The organism is Achromobacter xylosoxidans (assembly GCF_002192695.1).
GTDB lineage: Bacteria > Pseudomonadota > Gammaproteobacteria > Burkholderiales > Burkholderiaceae_B > Achromobacter > Achromobacter xylosoxidans_C.
This window is the reverse complement of record NZ_MTLG01000083.1, coordinates 146777-166918: the sequence shown is the minus strand read 5'-3', so window position 1 is coordinate 166918 and position 20142 is coordinate 146777. Positions and strand designations below refer to the sequence as shown.

6 protein-coding genes and 2 pseudogenes are annotated in these 20142 nt (G+C 64.6%); 5 read left to right on the top strand and 3 right to left on the bottom strand.

Annotation, left to right across the window (positions count from 1 at the left end; genetic code table 11):
- The first annotated feature begins 12 nt into the window (after window positions 1–12).
- The 5 genes from BRO63_RS20025 (at window position 13) to BRO63_RS20010 (ending at window position 18393) form a co-directional block, all read left to right on the top strand.
- Complete coding sequence (locus tag BRO63_RS20025) at window positions 13–15585, top strand: hemagglutinin repeat-containing protein (protein ID WP_088141473.1); 15573 nt, start codon at window positions 13–15, stop codon at window positions 15583–15585.
- A gap of 23 nt (window positions 15586–15608) precedes the next feature.
- Entirely contained in the window at window positions 15609–16064 is a 456-nt protein-coding gene (locus BRO63_RS34005; RefSeq protein ID WP_143219491.1) for a hypothetical protein, read from the top strand.
- 521 nt (window positions 16065–16585) lie between these two features.
- Window positions 16586–17116 (top strand): SMI1/KNR4 family protein, encoded by a 531-nt coding sequence (locus BRO63_RS20020; protein WP_088141472.1) that lies wholly within the window; start codon window positions 16586–16588, stop codon window positions 17114–17116.
- Window positions 17117–17221: 105 nt separating this feature from the next.
- Window positions 17222–17563: a transposase gene (locus tag BRO63_RS20015; protein ID WP_088141471.1), complete on the top strand. Its 342-nt coding sequence runs from the start codon at window positions 17222–17224 to the stop codon at window positions 17561–17563.
- Between the two features lie 101 nt (window positions 17564–17664).
- Entirely contained in the window at window positions 17665–18393 is a 729-nt protein-coding gene (locus tag BRO63_RS20010; protein WP_088141470.1) for a hypothetical protein, read from the top strand.
- Between the two features lie 130 nt (window positions 18394–18523).
- Here BRO63_RS20010 and BRO63_RS20005 read toward each other — a convergent pair.
- The 3 genes and pseudogenes from BRO63_RS20005 to BRO63_RS19995 all read right to left on the bottom strand — a co-directional run.
- Window positions 18524–18850 (bottom strand): annotated as a pseudogene (locus BRO63_RS20005) (integrase core domain-containing protein); the annotation flags it as partial.
- Window positions 18851–18901: 51 nt separating this feature from the next.
- Window positions 18902–19762: pseudogene (locus tag BRO63_RS20000) on the bottom strand (IS3 family transposase); the annotation flags it as partial.
- Window positions 19753–20085, bottom strand: coding sequence for a transposase (locus tag BRO63_RS19995; RefSeq protein ID WP_013394409.1), 333 nt, complete (start codon window positions 20083–20085; stop codon window positions 19753–19755). The pseudogene BRO63_RS20000 and the gene BRO63_RS19995, both read right to left, overlap by 10 nt.
- Window positions 20086–20142 lie beyond the last annotated feature (57 nt).

Sequence of the window (20142 nt, the reverse complement as noted above, 5' to 3'; positions counted from 1 at the left end):
AACCGGATACGCATGATGTCCAAGCTTCGCTCCCTGATAGTCTGGTCCGTCGTCTTCACCCAGGTCTGGTCGCCAGTGCTGGCGCAGACCTTGCCGATTTCGGTGGACAAGAGCGTGGCGGGAGCGAAGCCCTCCGTCGGCGTCAGCAACGGCGTACCCGTCATCAACATCGCGCCGCCTTCGGCCGGCGGCGTGTCCAACAACCGCTACACGCAGTTCAACGTCGGTCCTTCCGGCGCGGTGCTCAATAACAGCGGCGGCGCCAGCCAGACCCAACTGGCGGGACAGGTCGGCGGCAATCCCATGCTGGGCAATCAGCGCGCCAGCACCATTCTCAACCAGGTCACCGCGCCCAACCCGTCGCAACTGCTGGGCACTTTGGAAGTGGCCGGCAACCGCGCCAATGTGATCGTCGCCAACCCCGCGGGCATCACCTGCAACGGCTGCGGCTTTCTGAACGCGGACCGCGCCACCCTGACCACGGGCAAGCCCCAAGTCGGACCGGACGGCAGCATCGGCTTCGATATCGCTTCGGGCAAGATCCGCGTCGAAGGCGCCGGCCTGAACGGCGCCAATCTCAGCCAGGTGGACCTGCTGGCGCGCACCCTGGAGATCAACGCGGACGTGTGGGCCGACAAGCTCAACGTGACGGCGGGCGCGGCGCGCGTCGACTACGCCACGGGTGCCGTTTCCGCCCAGGCGGGTGAAGGCGCGGCGCCCGAAGTGGCGCTGGATACCGCGGCGCTGGGCGGCATGTATGCCAACAGCGTGCGCCTGATCGGCACCGAGGCCGGCGTGGGCGTGAACATCGGCGGCAACCTGGTGGCGCTGACCGGCGACCTGCAGGTCACCGCCGCGGGCGACGTCCGCATTGCGCCGCGCGGCACCGCGCAGGCGGCCGGCAATCTGCGCGTGGACAGCGGCCGCGATATGGCCGTGCAAGGCGCGGCACAGGCTGGCGGCAGTGCCGCGCTTGTGGCTGCGCGCGACGTTTCCGTGCAGGGCGCGGTCGGCGCCGGTGGCGCCTTGACGCTCGATGCTGGTGGCGATGCGGCTGTCGGCGCGCAGGGCAGCCTGCGCACGCAAGGCGCCTTGCGCGTGGCGGCGGGCAAGGATATCTCCCTGTCGGGAGACTTGCTGACTTCGGACCAGGACGTGCGTGCGCAAGCCGGACGCAATCTGAAGATGGCGGGCAAGGCGGTTGCGCCGCAGCCCGGGCAAGGCGGGAACACGGGTGGCGGGACCGGCGCCGGTGCGGGAACCGGCAATGGTTCGGGCACGGGCTCTGGCTCTGGAACGGGAACTGGGTCTGGATCTGGCGCCGGCGCCGAACCCGGCAAGACTCCCGAACCGGCGGTGCCGGGTGACCAGAGCGGTGGCGTCGCCACGACGGTCGGCGTGGTCTCCGCGAAGGAAGGCGTCACGCTGCAGGCGGGACGCGACATGCTGCTGTCGCGCCAGGTGTATGCGTCCGGCGTGTTGCAGGTGCAGGCAGGCGCGGACGCGGTGTCGGAGGCCGGCGCACAGCTGCAGTCCGCAGGCGGCATGACGATACGCGCGGGCTCGGGCGTCACGCTGGCCGGCGCGGCCCTCACCGATGGCGCGATGCTCGTCGAATCCACGCGCGACCTGCGCCTGGACGGCAGCGCACTGGCGTATGGCGGAGCGCTGGACCTGAAGAGCGGCGGCGATCTGCGCATGGGCGCGGCCAGCAAGGCGCAGGGCAGGCGTGTTGGAATCGATGCGGCGCGCGATCTGCGGGCCGATGGCGAACTGGTGTCGGAGAACGCGGCCGCACTGAAGGCCGGACGCGAGGCTGCGGTGGACGCCCGGGTGCTGGCGCGCGGCGACCTGGACCTGAGCGCGCAAGGCGCCACGGCTGTCACCGGACAGGTGGAAGCGCTGGGCCGCGCGCGGCTGCGGTCCGGAGCAGGCATTGCGCTTGCGGGCAGCCTGAGCGGCAATCAGGGCGTGGATATGCGCGCGGCGGGCCCGCTCGCCATCAGTGGCGCGGTGGGCGCGGCAGCGGGTGAACTGACGCTGGTTTCCGATGGCGACCTGTCGGTCAGCGGCAGCGCGCAGGCAGGCGGCCCGGCCAGGTTGGACACGCAGGGCGCGCTGAACGTGGCGGGCACGGTGTCCTCGCTGGCCGGCTTGACGGCTCAGGCCGCGCGCGATGCCGCGGTTGACGGCAAGCTGCTGGCCGGCGGTCCGCTGCTGCTTGAAGCGATAGGGCAGGTGGCGGCGGGCGCGGACTCGCGTCTGCAGGCGGACGGCGCCATGCAACTGCGCGCAGGCCAGAACATGCTTCTGGCTGGCGTGGCGGAAACCAATGCCGGCCTGACGCTGGGCGCGGGCCGTGACCTGCGCGTGGACGGCGCGGCTTTGGCCTATGGCGGCCAGCTGTCGATGAACGCTGGCAACAATCTGCGCTTGGCCAACGCCAGCAGAACCCAGGGTGAGGGCGTGTCGGCGCGCGCGGGCGGTGGCCTGCAGGCGGACGGCGCGATGGCCGCGCGCGGTGACATCGCGTTGACTGCGGGGCGTGATGCGCAGCTCGGCGGCAAGACGGTCGCCACCAACGACGTGACGCTGGCGGGCGGACGCAACCTGGCCATTGCGCAGGGCGCGCAGCTGGAGGCGGAACGCTCGGCGCAGATCCAGGCGGGGCAGGATGCCGCGCTGGCTGGCGCTGTGCGCACCAATCAGGGCATACGCATCGACGCCGCCGGCAAGTTGCGGCTGGACGGAGAAGCGTCCTCGGTCGCTGGCGCCATCGATTTGCTCGCGGGCGGCGATCTGTCCGTGGGCGCGCAGGGCAAGGCATATGCGGGTGGCGCGCTCAGCGGCGCAAGCGGCGGCGCGTTGCGCGTGGATGGCGAACTGGCCGGCCAAGGCGGCCTGAGCCTGGCATCGGCGGGTAGCGCGATGGCCGATGGCCGGTTGCTGTCCGGCGATGCCTTGTCGCTGCAGGCGGGTGCGGACCTGCGCACGGGCCAGGCGGCGCAACTGCAATCGTCCAAGGGCATGACGCTGAGCGCGGGCCAGGACGCCAGTCTTGCGGGCGTTGCCTTGAGCGATGGCGGCATCGCGATCGACGCAAAACGCGAGCTGCGCGTGGACGGCAGCGCGCTGGCCTACGGCGGCGGCCTGTCGATGAGCGCCGGTCGTGATCTGTGGCTGGGCGATATCAGCAAGACCCAGGGCAAAGGCATCACCGCCCTGGCAGGGCGCAACTTGGACGCTGGCGGCGAGATGGTGGCGCTGGGCTCCGCAACGCTCATCGCGGGCCGCGACGCGGCCATCGGTTCCAGGCTTGGCGCCGACGGCGGCATAACGTTGCGCGCGCAAGGCGCGGCGCAAGTCACGGGCCAGCTGGAGGCGACCGGCGCGGCCAGCCTGCAAACCGGCGGCGACATGGCGCTGTCGGGCAGCCTGCTCAGCAACCAGGGCACGGAACTGCGGGCTGGGGGCGCGCTGGACGTCAGCGGCACGGCCGGCGCGGCGCAGGGCGCATTGACCCTGGCCGCCGATGGCGACCTGGCCATCAGCGGCAGCGCCCAATCCGGCGGTCCCTTGTCCATGGCCGCCAAGGGCGCGCTGAACGTGGCGGGCACGGTATCCTCGCTGGCCGCGTTGACGGCCCAGGCCGCGGGCGATGCGACGGTCAATGGCAAGCTGCTGGCCGGCGGCCCGCTGCTGGTGGAAACGCTGGGCCGGTTGGCCGCGGGCGCGGACGCACGCCTGCAATCGGAAGACGCCATGCGGTTGCGCGCGGGCCAGGATCTGGTCCTGGCGGGCGAGGCGGAAGCCAACAAGAGCTTGGCGTTGGACGCCGCGCGCGATCTGCGCGTGGACGGCGCGGCATTGGCCTACGGCGGCCAACTGTCGATGGGCGCGGGCAACGATCTGCGCTTGGGCAACGCCAGCCGCACGCAGGGCGAGGGCGTAGCCGCGCGCGCCGGCGGCGATCTGCTGGCAGACGGAGCCATGGCTGCGCGCGGCGACGTTGCATTGATCGCAGGCCGCGATGCCAGCCTCGGCGGCAAGACCGTGGCCGCAGGCGACCTGAAGCTCGATGGCGGGCGCAATCTGGCCATCGCCCAAGCGGCGCAACTGGACGCGGAAGGCAAGGCGCAACTCAAGGCGGGGCAGGATGCGACGCTGGCGGGCGCATTGCGCAGCAACCAGGGCAACCGCATCGAGGCAGCCGGTGCGCTGCGCCTGGACGGTACGACTTCCGCGGCATCGGGCGCAATCGAGCTGCTCGCCGGCGGGGACCTGACGGTGGGCAGCAGCGGCAAGGCGCTGGCAGGCGGCGCGCTGCGCGGCGAGAGCGGCGGCGCGTTGTCGGTCGCTGGCGAACTGGCGGGCCAGGGCGCGCTGACTTTCGTATCGGTGGGCGGCGCAACGGTGGACGGCAAGCTGCTGTCCGGCGACGCCTTGTCGTTGCGCGCGGGCAAGGACCTGCGCACGGGACAGACGGCGCAGCTGCAATCGTCCAAGAACATGACGCTGAGCGCGGGCCAGGAAGCTAGCCTTGCGGGCGCTGCCCTGAGCGATGGTGGCATCGCGATCAGCGCAACACGCGAGTTGCGCGTGGACGGCAGCGCGCTGGCCTACGGCGGCGGCTTGTCCATGGACGCCGGCAGCGATCTGCTGCTGGGCGCAGCCAGCAAGACGCAGGGCAAGGGCGTCACGGCCCAGGCGGCGCGCGACCTCGCCACGGCTGGCGAAATGGTGGCGGCGGGATCGGCCGCCCTCACGGCGGGCCGCGATGCGGTGTTCGGCGCCAAGCTCGGCGCCGACGGCGACCTGACGCTGCGCGCGCTGGAGTCGGCGCAGGTCACGGGCGAACTGCAAACGACGGGCGCTGCAAGCCTGCAAGCTGGCGGCGACGTGGCGCTGTCGGGCAGCCTGCTCAGCAACCAGGGCACGGAACTGCGGGCGGGAGGCGCGCTGGACCTCAGCGGAACGGCCGGCGCGGCCTCGGGCGCATTGACCCTGGCCTCGGACGGCGACATGACGGTGGGCGGCAGCGCCCAATCCGGCGGCCCCTTGTCCATGGTCGCGAAGGGCGCGCTGAACGTGGCGGGCACGGTGTCCTCGCTGGCCGGGTTGACGGCGCAAGCCGGAACCGATGCCACGGTAACGGGCAAGCTGCTGGCCGGCGGCCCGCTGCTGCTGGAGGCGATAGGACAGTTGCAGGCCGGCGCGGATGCGCGCCTGCAATCTGAAGGCGCCATGACCTTGCGCGTCGGCCAGGATCTGGTCCTGGCCGGAGAGGCGGAAACCAACAAGGGCCTGACGCTGAATGCCGGGCGGGACGTGCAAGTGGACGGCGCGGCGCTGGCCTACGGCGGCCAACTGGCCATGAATGCGGGCAAGGACCTGCGCTTGGGCGACGCCAGCCGCACGCAGGGCGTGGGCGTGGAGGCGCGCGCCGTGGGCGATCTGCTGGCGGGCGGCGCCATGGCGGCGCGCGGCGATATCGCGTTGAGCGCTGGACGCGATGCGCGCATCGACAGCAATGCCGCTGCCACCGGCAACACATCGCTGATTGCCGCGCGTGACCTTGCCATGGGCAAGACGGCGCAATGGGACGCCGAAGGCGCGTCGCGCGCCCAGGCCGGCCAGGACATGAAGCTGGCCGGCGCCTGGCGCGGCAACGGCGACATGAGCATCGATGCCGCGGGCAAGCTGTCCGTGGATGGCACGCTTGCCGCCAGCGCCGGCGGCCTGAGTTTGAACGCCGGCGGCGACCTGTCGATGGGCGAGCTGGCGCGGGTCGCGGCCAAGGGCGCGGTCAACGTCACGACGCTAGGCGATCTCCGCGTGGCGGGCGCGCTCAGCTCGTTGGACGCCTTGACGCTACAGGCCGCGCGTAACGCGGCCGTGGCGGGACAGGTGTACGCGGCACGCGGCCTGGACTTGAAGGCGGGCCAGACGTTGACGGCGGCAGGCGGTTCGCACCTGCAATCCGACACATCGATGACGCTTGCGGCCGGACAGGATCTGACGCTTGCCGGCACGGCGCTGGCCGAAGGCGGCATGTCGCTGGACGCGTCACACGACCTGCGCGTGGACGGCAATGCGCTTGCCTATGGCGGGGCGCTGCAGCTCAAGAGCGGCAACGACCTGCTGCTGGGCGCGGGCAGCCAATTGCAAGGCAAGGGCGTGCAGGCCGATGCCGGGCGCGATCTGGCGCTGGGCGGCGTTCTGGTGTCCACCGCGGGCGCGGAACTGCAGGCGGTGCGCGATGCGCGCGTGGACGGCAAGCTGGGCGCCGACGGTGCGCTGGATCTCGGCGCCGGCGGCAATCTGCGCATCGGCGCGGCGGCGCAGCTGGACGCCTCGCAGCAGGCGCGCATTGCGGCTGCGGGCAATCTGGAGATGGCCGGCGTCGTGCGCGGCGACCAGGGCGCGAGCCTGGACGCCGGGGGCCGTCTGGATATGTCCGGCACGGCGGCATCCGCCAACGGCGCTCTGAATCTGAAAGCGGGTGAAGACTTGGTCTTGTCCGCAGGTAGCCGGGCGCTGTCCGGCGGCGCGTTGCAGGTCCGCGCGGGCGGTTCGCTGACGGCGGCAGGCACGATTTCCTCGCTGGCCGATCTGATTCTGGAGTCGGTCGGCAACATCAGCCTCGACGGCCAGAACCTGGCGGCCGGCAACCTGGCGCTACAGGCCGGCGGCGCGCTGGCCACCGGCGCGAACGCGCGCCTGCAGGCCGATGGCTCGGTCGATGTGCAGGCCGACAGCGCCGCCTTGGCGGGCACGCTGGTGGCCGGGCAAGCGGCGACGCTGCGTATCGACAAGAATCTGGCGGTGGACGGCACGGTCCTGGCCGATGCGGGTGCGCTCAAGGTGGAGAGCGGCGGCGCCATGACGCTGGGCGGCGCAAGCGCGTTGCAAGCAGGCGGACTGCTGCAAGCGCAGGCCGGCGGCAAGCTGCTGGCCAACGGCACGATCTCGGGCGAGCAGGACATCACGCTGAAGGCCGGCACGGACGCCGAGCTGAACGGCAAGACCGTCGCCAACGGCACGCTGCGCGCGGACGCTGCTGGGAACCTGAGCATCGGCCAGGCCGGCCTGGCCCAGGGCAGCAGCAAACTGCTGCTGGGCGCGGGCCAAGACTTGCGCATCGCAGGCACGGCGGGCACCGCCACGGGCGCCGGCGCCGCCGGCGGCAGCTTGCAGGCGCAGGCGGGCCGCGACCTGTTCATCACGGGCACGGTGACGGCCGGTTCCCCCATCGTCCTGGGCGCGCAGCGCGACATCCGCATCGACGGCATCGCCACCGCGCTGGAAGGTGGCCTGACGGCCGACGCAGGCGCGAACCTGCTGGTCGGCGCTGGCGGCAGGATGCAAGCATCCGACGGGCTGAGCGCGCGCGCAGGCGGCAACCTGGTGTCAGACGGCGTCATTGCCTCGGGCGGCGGCCTGACGCTCGCCGCAACTGGAGACGTCCTCTTGGGCGGCCTTGCTGCCGCCCTGGGCGAACGCGCGGCGGGCAACGCCTCGATCACGGCGGGACGCGATCTCATCGTCAAGCAGAACGGCCAACTGCAAGCCGCGGGCACGCTGACTGCCCGCGCGGATCGCGACCTGTACGCAACGGGCGCCCTGAGTTCCGTGGGCGACATGCTGCTGGCTGCCGCGCGCGACGCGCGAGTGGACGGCACTGCCGCCGCCGATGCCAACCTGACGCTGACGGGCCGCGACGTGACCGTCGGCACGGCCGGACTGGCGCAGGCCGGCCGCACGTTGACCGCCACCGCGCAAGGCGCGTTGCAGGCGGCCGGGCGCATGCTGGCAGGCGGCTCGCAGGCCTTGACAGCCGGCGACAAGATCTCGGTCGATGGCACGGTGGCCGCCTTGCAAGGCAACTTGTCGCTAACCGCCCAGCGCGGCGACATCGCGCTGGGCGCGGCGTCGCGCCTGCAGGCAGGGGGCGTGCTGACCGCGCAGGCGGGCGGCGCGCTTACCGCGTTCGGCTCGGCCGCCGCGGAACAAGGCATGACCTTGCGCGCCGGCACGGACGCGACGCTGAGCGGCATCGCCGCCACGCAGGCGGGCGACCTGGTCGCCAGCGCCGGTGGCAAACTCACCATCACCGCGGACGGCCGCTTGCAGTCCGGCGCGGCGCTGGACCTGAGCGCGGGCGGCGCGCTGCTCAATGCGGGCGTCGCGTCCGCGGGCACGAATGCCAAGCTGTGGGCGGGATCCACGTTGGACAACACCGGTTCGGTGCTGGCCGGCGGCGATCTCATCGCCACCGCCTTGGGCCAGCTTTCCAACGCCGGCCGCTTCGTGGCCGGCGTGGGTGCCGACGGCTCGCTCAGCCTGCCGGGCAGCATCAGATTGACCGGGGGTTCCATCGTTCATGGCGGCACCAGCCTCGCGGGCCGCGATCTGAGCCTGTCAGCGGACAGCTTGAACCTGGCGGGCGGCAAGCTGTCCGCCATCGGCAAGGTCACGCTGGCCACGCCGGGCGATGTCGACAGCCGCAACGCGGTCGTGCAGGGCGGCGCTCTGGATATCGCCGCCGCCAACCTCTACAACCAGGGCGGCAAACTGACGTCCACGGGCGATGCCGCGATCAAACTGGGCGGCGCCTTGAACAACACCGGCGGGGTGATCGCCGCCGCAGGCGATGCGCGCATCGAAGCCGCAAGCATCGTCAACCGCGACGGCACGCTGGCAGCTCGCGACCTGACCGTCACCGCCACGGGCGCGGTGGACAACCGCGGCGGCCTGATCCAGGCCGACAACGTGCTGACCTTGAAGGCCGCCAGCCTGGACAACAGCGGCACGCTGACCGCGGCCGGCACGCCGCCCAAGGGCGTTCTGGGCAAGGTCGTCTCCATCGTGGCCGACCGCGTCAACAACCAGGGAGGCTCCATCGAGGCGATCGAGGACCTGGGCCTCACCACCAAGGAACTGGACAACACGGGCGGCGCCGTCGCTTCCCAAGGCAACGCGCGCATCGTCGCGGACATGCTCAAGAACACCCAAGGCACGCTGCAGGCGGGCAAGAGCCTGACCGTCATCGCGCAGGCGCTGCAAGGGCTGGGCGTGCTGCAATCCGCGGGCGACCTGTCGTTCGCCTATGCCGGCCCGCTGAACCAGGAGGGCGACATCTCCAGCGGCCGCGATCTCAATCTGTCGGTCGGCGGCGCGATGGACAACCGCGCCAAGATCAGCGCCGGCCGCGACCTGAGCATCACGGCGGATTCGCTGAACAACCAGGCCTCCGGCCAATTGCTGGCCGCCGGCCAGAACCGCATCACGGTGACGCAGGGCCTGACCAACGCCGGCCTCATCGACGGCGGTTCGACTCGCATCACCGCGGGCCGCGTCGACAACACCGGCCGCATCTACGGCGATGCCGTGTCGATCCAGGCTGGCACGCTGGTCAACGGCGCGGGCGCGGGCGGCGGAGCCGTCATCGCGTCGCGCGCCAGCATGGACCTGGGCGTGGGATCGCTCGTCAACCGCGACCATGCGCTGGTCTATGCCGGCGGCGACCTGCGCATCGGCGGCGCGCTGGATGCTGCGGGCAAAGCCATCGGCCAGGCGGGTTCGTTGCTGAACGCCTCTGCGACCATTGAAGCGGCTGGCAATGCCAACATCTCGGCCGCGTCCATCCGCAACCAGAACGACCGCTACACCAGCGAAACGGTGCAGGTGTCCAGCACGTCCAAGGTGTATTTCACCCCGGCCGGCACCACCGACATGTACGACGCCGAAACCAATTGGCTGTGCGACGAAGTGACGCCGATGTGCAGCAAGGATCCGGCCTGGCTGGACGACGATCCGGAACGCATGTTCCTGCTGCCGTCCACCAAGTATCCGGCGTCGCGTTATGGGCCGCCGTTTGATTACGCGCCCAGCCTGAAGGGCAAGGGCGGCACGACTTCGCCCATCACGCCTACCTATACGCCGGTCACCATGGTGTGTGACGGTACCGGCGGCGATGCCGGCGCGACTTGCTCGGACGTGCCGGAAAAATTCCGGTACGGCGCCCAGGAGCGCATCTGGTCCGTCTTCGGCGTGACGCCGCCGTCCGGCCCCATGCCAGTCTGGACGGAGCCCGAGCAGGCCTGCTACACCCGCCCCACCTGCGACGCCGAGAAAGCGCGTCGCCAGGCCTACGAAGAAGCCTACGCTGCGTACAAGGCGCCGCACATGGTGCTGGATGCGCGCATCCGCGAGTTCAACGCCGACTTCAATAATCGCCTGGTCGGCACGTTCGTGTACTACCGGGTGCAGGAGACCGTCACCGAGACCCGTACCCTGTCCTCCGATCCCGGCAAGATCCTGTCGGGCGGGTCCATGACGCTCACCGGCGCCGTCACCAACGACAAGAGCCAGATCGCCGCGGGCGGCGCGCTCACGGTGGCGGGTCCTGCCATCAATAACATTGGCGCGGGCGGCGTGCGCACCATCACGCGGACCGGGACCATGACGGAAACCCAGGCGCGTTCGCGCGACCGCAAGGAGTTTTCCAGCGCGTACAACGCCACCCTGGCCGGCCAGCCCATCGAATTGCCAGTCGGCACGTCTGGCGGCAACGTCGCCGTCCAGCTCAACGGCTCCAAGCCCGGCGCCAGCAATGGCGGCGTCGCGCCCGGACCGGTGCTGGTCGCCAGCGTCGGCCTGCCCGGCGGCACGGTGGTGCGCAGCGTCTCCAATCCTGCCGGTATTCCGGACAGCCAACTCTACACCGTCAACGGCAGGCCGGATGCGCCCTACGTCGTCGCGACCGATCCGCGCTTCGTCGGCCAGCGTCCGACCGTCTCCAGCGATTACCTGCTGGACCTGCTGAGCCAGCCGGGCGCGCTGCCCGGCACCACTATCGGCAACGGCGCCGGCTCGGGCGGCGGCCTGGCAGGCCAACGCAACGACCAGCCCGGCACGGCCGGCGCGGTCAATGCCGGCGTGGGCGCAGGCTCGGTCTCGACCCCGGGGCAGGCCGGCGCCACCGTTGGCGCCAGCAGCGGCCTTGAAGGCCAGCGTATGGACGGCCAAGGCGGCTCCGGCCCCGTCAATGCCGGCGTCGGTTCGGGTTCGGTCTCGAATGCCGGCCAGGCGGGCGCCACGGTCGGCGCCAGCGGCGGCCTGGACGGCCAGCGCCTGGACGCGCAAGGCGCATCCGGACCCGCCGGCGCCACGCTCGGCACGGGCGGCTCTCTGTCCGCCAGCGGCGCCACCGCCGCGGCCGACGGCCAGAACCTGTCAGGCGCGCGTCTGGGCAACTGGGATTCCCTGGTGCCCGCGGGCGCCAAGTTCCTGACGCCCTCGGGCCAGCCCAAGCGCCTGGGCGACGGTTTCTATGAACAGAAGCTCGTGTCCGACCAGATCCTGGCCACCACCGGCCAGCGCTTCCTCGACAAGTACAGCGACAACGACAGCCAATACAAGGCCCTGCTTGCCGCTGGCGCGCAATTCGCCCGCGACAGCGGCGTCCAGCTCGGCGTCGCGCTGACCGAGGCGCAGCAGCGCCAGCTGACCACCGACCTGGTCTGGTTGGTCGAACAGACCGTCACGCTGCCCGACGGCACCACCGAGACCGTGCTGGTCCCGCAGGTCTACCTGCTGGTGCGCGAAGGCGACCTGAAGGGCGACGGCACCCTCATGGCCGGCCGCGACGTCAAGCTGGAGGCCGAAGGCGACATCGTCAACAGCGGCACCATCGGCGCGCGCGAAGCCACCGTCATGACCGCCGGCAACATCGTCAACCAGGGCGGCGGCCTGATCCAGGGCTCCACCGTCGACCTCGCCGCGCGCGAGGACCTGACCAACCTGGTATCGCTGATCAAAGGCGACAACGTTGCCCTGAAGGCGGGACGAGACATCGCCCTGACGTCCACCTCGGCCTCCGAGAACTTCGGCAGCACCTGGGGCACGCACGTCAGTGGCGTGGCCCGCGTCGACGCCGGCAACCTCAATATGCAGGCCGGCCGCGACATCACGCTGACCGCGGCGCAAGTCTCGGTCAAGGACGACGCGCGGCTGCAGGCCGGGCGCGACATCGCGTTGGAAACGCTGACCGAAAGCCATGGCGAAACGCTGGTCCTGAACAAGAACAACCGCCACGACCTGAGCACCAGCTCGGAAGTCGGCTCGACCCTCGCCGCGGGCGGAAACCTTACGCTGGTCGCGGGCCAGGACGTCAATGCGCGAGCGGCGGAAGTCACCGCCGGCAAGCAACTCGCCGTGGGCGCGGGACGCGACATAAATCTGGTCGCCGGCGTGGAAACCGGTTCGGCTTATGACGAGGTCCGCTACAAGACCAAGAGTTTCCTGTCGTCCAAGACCACGCACACCATTACCTCCAACGATTGGGAGCAGGCCAAGGGTTCGACCTTTACCGGCGACACGGCGGTGTTGATGGCGGGGCGGGACCTGAACGTGGTGGGGTCGAACGTCGCCGCGCAGAAGGACCTGGTCATGTCCGCCGAGCGCGACGTGAACATCCTGCCCGGCCAGAACGCCGAGGACAGCTACAACTACAAGATGGTCAAGAAGTCCGGCTTCGGTGCGATGGGCGGCATCAGCTACGGCAGCAGCAAGCAGACCGACTGGATCGACGGCAAGAAGATCTTCAACACCGCCAGCACGGTGGGCAGCGTTGAAGGCGACGTCCTGATCAAGGCCGGTGAGGCGCTGAACATCACGGGCAGCAACCTCCTGGCGCGCCAGGGCGACATGACGCTGATCGGCAAGGAGGTGAACATCGCCGCGGCGCTCGATACCACGCGCGAGAAGGAGTTCCATGAGATCAAGCAGACCGGGCTGACGCTCACTGCCAGCAACCCCTTGGTCAGCGCCGTGCAGACCGGCGTCCGTATGGCCGACGCGGCGGGCAAGACGGACAACACTGTCATGAAGGGCCTGGCAGGCGTAACCACCGGCGTCGCGGGCGTCAATGCCTACGACGCCGTCCGCAAGTCCGCCCTGGCCGCCCAAGCGGCGGAGCTGGCCGAGCCCGGTTCAAGCAACAAGATCGACCAAGTGGGCGGTATCAGCATCAAGCTCAGCCTGGGCACGAGCAAGAGCACCAGCACCACCGATCGCAGCTCGTCGAGCGCCTACGGCTCGACCGTCACCGCGGGCAAGGACCTGACCATCGTTGCGCAAGGCGCTGGTAAAGACTCCGACATTACCGTCACGGGCTCGAACGTGTCGGCGGGCAATAACGTGGTGCTCAAGGCCGAAGGCGACGTCGTGCTGCAGGCCGCGCGCAACGCCTTCGAACAGAAGACCGACAGCAAGAGCAGCAGCGGCAGCATCGGCATCGGCTTCTCGACCGGCGGCGAGCGCAACGGCTTCACGCTGGAGCTGGGCGCCTCGGTTGGCCGGGGTTCGGCCAACGGCAAGGACGAAAGCTGGACCAACAGTCACGTCACGGCAGGCAACGTGCTGGCGATTCAGTCGGGCGGGGACACCACGCTCAAGGGCGCGACGGGGGAGGCTGATCGCATCATCGCGTCCGTGGGCGGCAACCTGCTGCTGGAGAGCCTGCAGGACAGCAGCAAGTACGACTCCAAGAACAAGAGCGCCGGCTTTGGGCTGAGCTTGTGCATCCCGCCGTTCTGCGCCGGAGCCAGCAACGCCTGGGCCAACGCCAGCACCGGCAAGATGAACAGCGACTTCAAGTCCGTCATGGAGCAGACGGGCTTGCGGGCAGGCGACGGCGGCTTCCAGATCGATGTCAAGAACAACACCACATTGATCGGCAGCGTCATCGCCAGCAGCGACCAGGCCGTGGCGGAGGGGCTGAACAAGCTCGACACCGGCACGCTGATCACGGAGAGCATCAAGAACAGTGCCAAGTACAGCGGCGGCCAAGTCTCGATAGGCGGGGGCTTCGGCTTCGGCGCGTCCAAGGGGGCGGATTCCGGATTGGGGACAACCAAGGACGGCCAGGTGGCAGGCGGCGCCAGCAAGGACCATGCCACGTCCATCGCCACCGGCAGCAACGGCTTCGGCATGGGCACGCCCATCGTCGTGGCCGCCAAGGGCAGCGGCAACTCGACCACGCAAAGCGCCATCAGCGGCGGCACGGTCGTGATCCGCGATGAGGCTGCGCAGCAGGATCTGAGCGGGATGACGGCGGCGGAGACGATCGCGGCGTTGAACCGGGATACCTCGGATACGTTGAATGCGCTGAAGCCGATATTTGATAAGGAGAAGATCGAGGCGGGGTTTGAGATTGCGTCGGAAGCCCAGCAGCAGATGGGGCAGTTTTTGACGAATCGGGCGAAGGAAGCGGATGCGTTGAAAAAAGCGATGGATGCTGAGCCTGAGGGGTACCGCAAGGAGCAACTTGCCGCTCAATATGCGGAAGCGGCTAAGTGGGGCCCCAACGGCGAATATCGCTTGCTCATCACCGCTGTGAGTGCAGCAGCAGGCGGTAACGTTACTGGAGGGGCGGGTCAGTTCGCTCAATCAGCGGCAGTGAACTATCTGCAAAGCCTGGGCGCAGCTCAAATCAAGGTTCTTGCCACTTCCCTCGGTGGAGAGGGATCGCCAGGGCATGTCGCGCTTCATGCAGTGCTGGCCTGCGGGGGAGCTGTGGCACAGGGGGCAAACTGTGGTGCTGGGGCTGTTGGAGCGTCTGCGAGCGTTGTTCTAAACAACCTTCTGGAGAAGGCATTTGGAGCTAGTGCTGCTGGGCTCGGGGCAGAAGAAAAGGAACAGCGTTCAAATTTACTAGTTTCCATCGTAGCTGCGATCTCCAGTGGGCTCTCTCCAGAACAGATGTCGGCAATTGCGGCGGCAGCTCGTATTGAAGTCGAGAACAACACGCTGAAGGACCATTCAAACGTCCACACCGCCAAGTTCAAATCCAAGGTAAAGGAGTTGGCGGAATGTGTGGGCGATCGGGGATGTCAGACCGCCGCGGGCCATTTCGAGGGGTGGATCAAAGCTATTGACGAGCAAGATCTACCTGCTTGCGGGAGCAATGGCCGGTGCGTTCAGGACAAGCTGCTTGAGAGGGAGGCATATGTTGCGGGGCTTGCCACTGCCACCAGCCGATTGAGTGATCCGCTGATCGCTGGGATGGACTTGCTGGACACGGCCAATCGCAACAATACCTATGATCGGTTGGAGTTGAAGGATGCGCTGGTGCGCTTCCAGATCGGTTCGCCCGACTACGCAAACGGAGTGGACCGTTTTGTGGTTGAGACAATGATGGCATCGCCTGTAGTTTTCGCGGCGGTGAAAGGATTGTCACCACTTGATAGCGATGGAGGAGTGGGAGGGAGGCCCAAGGCTGGGAATAGTGCCTCTGGTTCGGGAGATAACCCGAAAGGCATGTTGGGCGCGGGGGGCGTTCAAACGGCTAGTAAGACCATATGGAAGGGGGCAGGTAAGGAACGTTTGGACGTTGAGAATCCCAATCCAGGTCAACGTCCTGGGCAGATCCATTATCAGGATAATGAGGGAAATAAGTATCTTTACGATTTCTCCACAAATTCATTTCCCAGTGCGCCGAAATCTGTTAATAAACTATTATTGGATAAGAAGTTCATGCAGGCGGTTGAAAAAGGTTTGAAAAAGTATCTGGGAGAATAGTTTTGATCGCAATGAATGCCAAGATGAAAGAGACGCTGGCGAGTGCCGTTTGGAAGGGTGGGAAAACCCCGGAGAAATTGTTTGATATGCTTCGTTCAGGATTTTCAATAGAAAATGAATGTGTATTTCTTGCCTCTCTAGCGACTAAACGTAGAAATGTGAGTGGAGATAACTTCCCAGATAAAACTGGTTGGGAGTGTTTTGTCAATTCTATTCATATTGATGATTATTGCACTTCAGCCTATGTTCTTAATTCGATAATATTTTTGGATGACCTTTTCAAGAAATGGCGGGAACGCAAGGAAGGAGTTCTTCAAGCTATAGTCTCCAGTGATGAATTCGGTGCAATTGTAAAATTCCATTTGTTACGTGATGGCGAATCATGGGTTGACCAGAATCTGGAGAAATATGAGGATCCAATTCTAGTAGTGGATTCCACGATTGGAAAAAAGGTGTCAGACTACATTTTTCACACCTGAATGGAAAAAAGGTGTCAGACTACATTTTCAATATTCCGCGCGTCTCCGGCTCTTGCCGGGAAACTGGGCCTTAAAATAAGGTGTCAGACTACATTTTTCACACCTGAAAATGAAGTCTGACACCTTTTTTCTGACTTGCTAGCATGTTGCAGGTATATCGAACTTAACCCGGTGCGAGCGCACATGGCAGCACACGCAGCAGACTATCCATGGTCGAGCTATAGAGGTCGTATGGGGATGGCCGAAGGTGGAGTGCTGGAACTGCATCCCTTGTATCTGGCGCTTGGGTGTTCGGAGGATGAGCGCCGAGCTGTTTATCGCAGCTACGTGGAATCAGCGATGCCCACTGAAGAAATTGAGCGCATTCGACAGTCGACCCAGTCAGGAAACCCGCTTGGGTCGGAAGAGTATTGTGCGGGTTTGGAGCATGGCCTGCATCGGCAGGTGGTTACCCGACGGCGCGGGCGGCCAGCGAAAATTGTAGTCCGACACTGAGGTTTCCTAAGTGGGGTGAAGTAGGAATGATAAATAAGCTGATTAGCCTTCTCCCGCCACCCTCTCCGCGAGCCTTTGACAAGGCCGCTTGGGCGAATCTTGAAACTGAGGAGAACCTGCGACTGCCCAATGATTTTAAAGAATTTATTTCAATTTATGGATGCGGGGCGATAGACGATTTTGTGTGGGTGCTAGATCCTTTTTCAGAAAATTCAAATTTGAATTATGAGAAAAGTAAATGCTTTGTAGGCGCGTACGCTGTAATGCGGCAGGAGTTTTTATCGGACTATCCAAGGCCAGACTATCCCGCGGAAGGTTCTTTTCTTCCTTGGGCAGTGACAGATAATGGAGAAACTTTTGTTTGGTTGGTTGATGGAGAGCCAGATTCATGGAAAGTTGCTATTCATAGCTCCGACCAAGGGGAAGAAGAGATCTACAATTGTGGCTGTGTTGAGTTTCTTTTAAGGCTTCTTGGTAGGGACATTTCGTCAAAAGTTCTACCTGGTCAATTCCCTTCTGCTGATCTAGATAAGCATTTTTTTAAAGCTGCTGATTAGGTCAAAAAGCGACTGGCGCGGTAGGGCGGATTCAAAATAGGGTGTCAGACTACGTTTTTCAAACCTGAAAATGTAGTCTGACACCTTTTTTCAAGGAGGTGTCCCATGGATAAATCCAAACCCGAAGACAAGCCGCTCGAAGCCAAACGTCAGCGTCACATCCGAGAGTTCAAGATCGAGGCGGTGAGGCAACTGGAGGAAGGCAAGGTCAGCGGCACGCAACTATCGCTGATGTTGGGCTTGAAGCGCTCGATTATCTACCGGTGGAAGAAGGAGCTGGCGACGCACGGCCCAGACGCCTCATTTCCCGGTAAAGGCAAGGCGCGCACCGACGAGCAGAGCGAGATTCAGCGCCTCAAGCGTCAGTTGGCCGAGGTCATTGAAGAGCGTGATATCTTAAAAATAAGGTGTCAGACTACATTTTTCGCACCTGAAAATGTAGTCTGACACCTTTATTGTGAAAAACCTTCAGCAAGACATCGCGGGAACTGGTGGTGGTATCTACCGGTACAATCCCACTAGTAGTGAATTGACAAAATACTGACGCTATGAAGCCATATATCCAGATTTCGCTGAGAACCAAAATTGAAACTGCTGGGTGGGATGTTGGAAAAAAGCTGCTCGAATCTCTAAGTTTTGACTCGAATTTATTGGCTCCTGAATATGTCTCACACAATGCTGACAAGGTGACAGAGTTGTTTGAAGGCGATTCGCACGCTGAAAAAATGTGGGCAGAGAAAATATGCATTCGCGCTAATGGCAGTCTATCCGAGCTTTTCGATAATTTTGCTTGGAAAAGACGAAAGTCCCTTAAAAGCACCGGATCAATATCCCACGCCATGAGAAATCTTCGAAATCAAATAGTTCCTGGTGGAGTTCATCTAAATTCCAAATTCAGTGACAAGATTAATTGGTTTCGGTTATTCAAAGTGTGGTGTGAGATCTTTCCTCCTCAACTTGGTATGCTCCACTACTTCACGGAGCCTGAACTCGGTCCGCATGAGGTAAATGAGAGCTTTCAGATAGGTTCGTTCAATGCGGCTCTGAAACCCGACGTGCCCAACGTCGGTTGGGCCATGTTTTATGGAAATGAATTTGCCGAGAAGGTTGATATGGAGAGAATACTTCATTGGGGCTTCCCTATTGAAAGGATGGGTGATGGTTATTTGGTTAGAGTTACGGAGAATATCCAGGACGTTGCTGCAGATTTTGAGTTGTTCGCCCGGCGGCGTATTGAGCTTAAAAGATTGTTTCCGGATGGTTTTTTTCTCATTTAATGATATGGGAAATAAGGTGTCAGACTACATTTTCAGCAATTGAAAATTTGGTTGACCTGCTCCCCCTGGTTAGTACGAAATCGATGTAGAGTTCGTTCACAAAGTGACCTTCCCCCGCAAATTGGACAGTTCAAAACTGGAGAATGGCTGCCTCTTTTGGTTGCACTGACCACTTTTGAACGTACTCACGCGGGGTCAGATGACCGAGTGAGCCGTGGGGACGGTGATGGTTGTAGTCGTCCTGCCAAGCCCGAAGTTTTTGCTGCAGGTCGTGCAGCGTGATGAATTCATGCAGGTTAAGGAATTCATCACGCAGTCGACCGTTGAACGATTCGATCAGCCCATTATCCGTCGGCTTTCCTGGGCGCGTGTAATCGAGCTTGATGCCGCGTCGGTATGCCCAGTCGTCCAACGCCCGAGACGTGAATTCCGTTCCGTTATCTACGGTGATTGCCTTAAGAAAATAAGGTGTCAGACTGAGCTGACCCGGATTTCTCGGACATTTTGGTTAAGGCACGGAGGCCTCGACCTGGGCAGGGGTTCGATAACCTAGCCCCTGGTGGATTCGCTGGCGGTTATAGAAGACCTCAATGTAGTTAAAGATCGCCAGCCGCGCATGCTCCCTGCTGTGGAAGATCTTGTGATGCGTTAATTCGTTTTTTAAGTTGCTGAAGAAGCTCTCTGCCACGGCATTATCGTAGGGATCCCCCTTGGCGCTCATGCTGATGATGATGCCGTGGTCCTTAAGCATGCCCCGGTACTCTGCCGAACTGTACTGCGCACCGCGATCGCTGTGGTGCATTAGTCCGGGATCGGGACGGCGCCGGGCTAGGGCCATTTGAAGTGCATGGATCAACAACCTGCGATCAGCCTTCTCGGCCATGCTCCAGCCGATCACCGACCGCGAGTAGAGATCCAGCAGTACGGCCAGATATAGCCAGCTAGTCCGCGTTGGTATAACCGTGATGTCGCCCACCCAGACTTTATTGGGGCATTGCACGGTGAACTGACGTTGCAGATGGTTCGGGGCTGGCCCCAGCAGCGAATGCTTCTCCAGCCGACGGAACCGCTGCTTGCGCAGCGCCTCGATGCCTGCTTGGCGTCGCAGCCTTGCGACGCGATGCTTGCCGCACGCCACGCCGCTGGCGTTAAGCGCCCGCCAGGTCTTCTCCGCGCCATACGCTTGGCGGCAAGTCTGATGGGTCCGCTCGATGGCCGCGAGCAGCTTGACGTCCTCCTGCTGCCTTGCCGAGGGTTCACGACGTTGCCAGTCGTAATATCCGCTGCGGCTGACGTGCAAGGCCCGGCATAACCGAGCGACCCGGAACTGCTGCTGATGAGCCTGCACAAAGGCGTACCTCACGGCAGTTCCCGCGCAAAGTACGCTGCCGCTTTTTTTAAGATATCGCGCTCTTCGGTGACCTCGGCCAACTGACGCTTGAGGCGCTGAATCTCGGTCTGCTCGTCGGTGCGAGCCTTGCCTTTACCGGGAAATGAGACGTCTGGGCCGTGTGTCGCCAGCTCTTTCTTCCATCGGTAAATAATCGACCGCTTCACGCCCAGCATCAGCGATAGTTGCGTGCCGCTGACCTTGCCTTCCTCCAGTTGTCTCACCGCCTCGATCTTGAACTCTCGACTGTGATACTGGCGTTTGGCTTCAAGCGGCTTGCCTTCGGGTTTGGATTTATCCATGGGACACCTCCTTCAAGTATTGTCTACTTCTTCGGGTGTCCGGAAAACCCGGGCTAG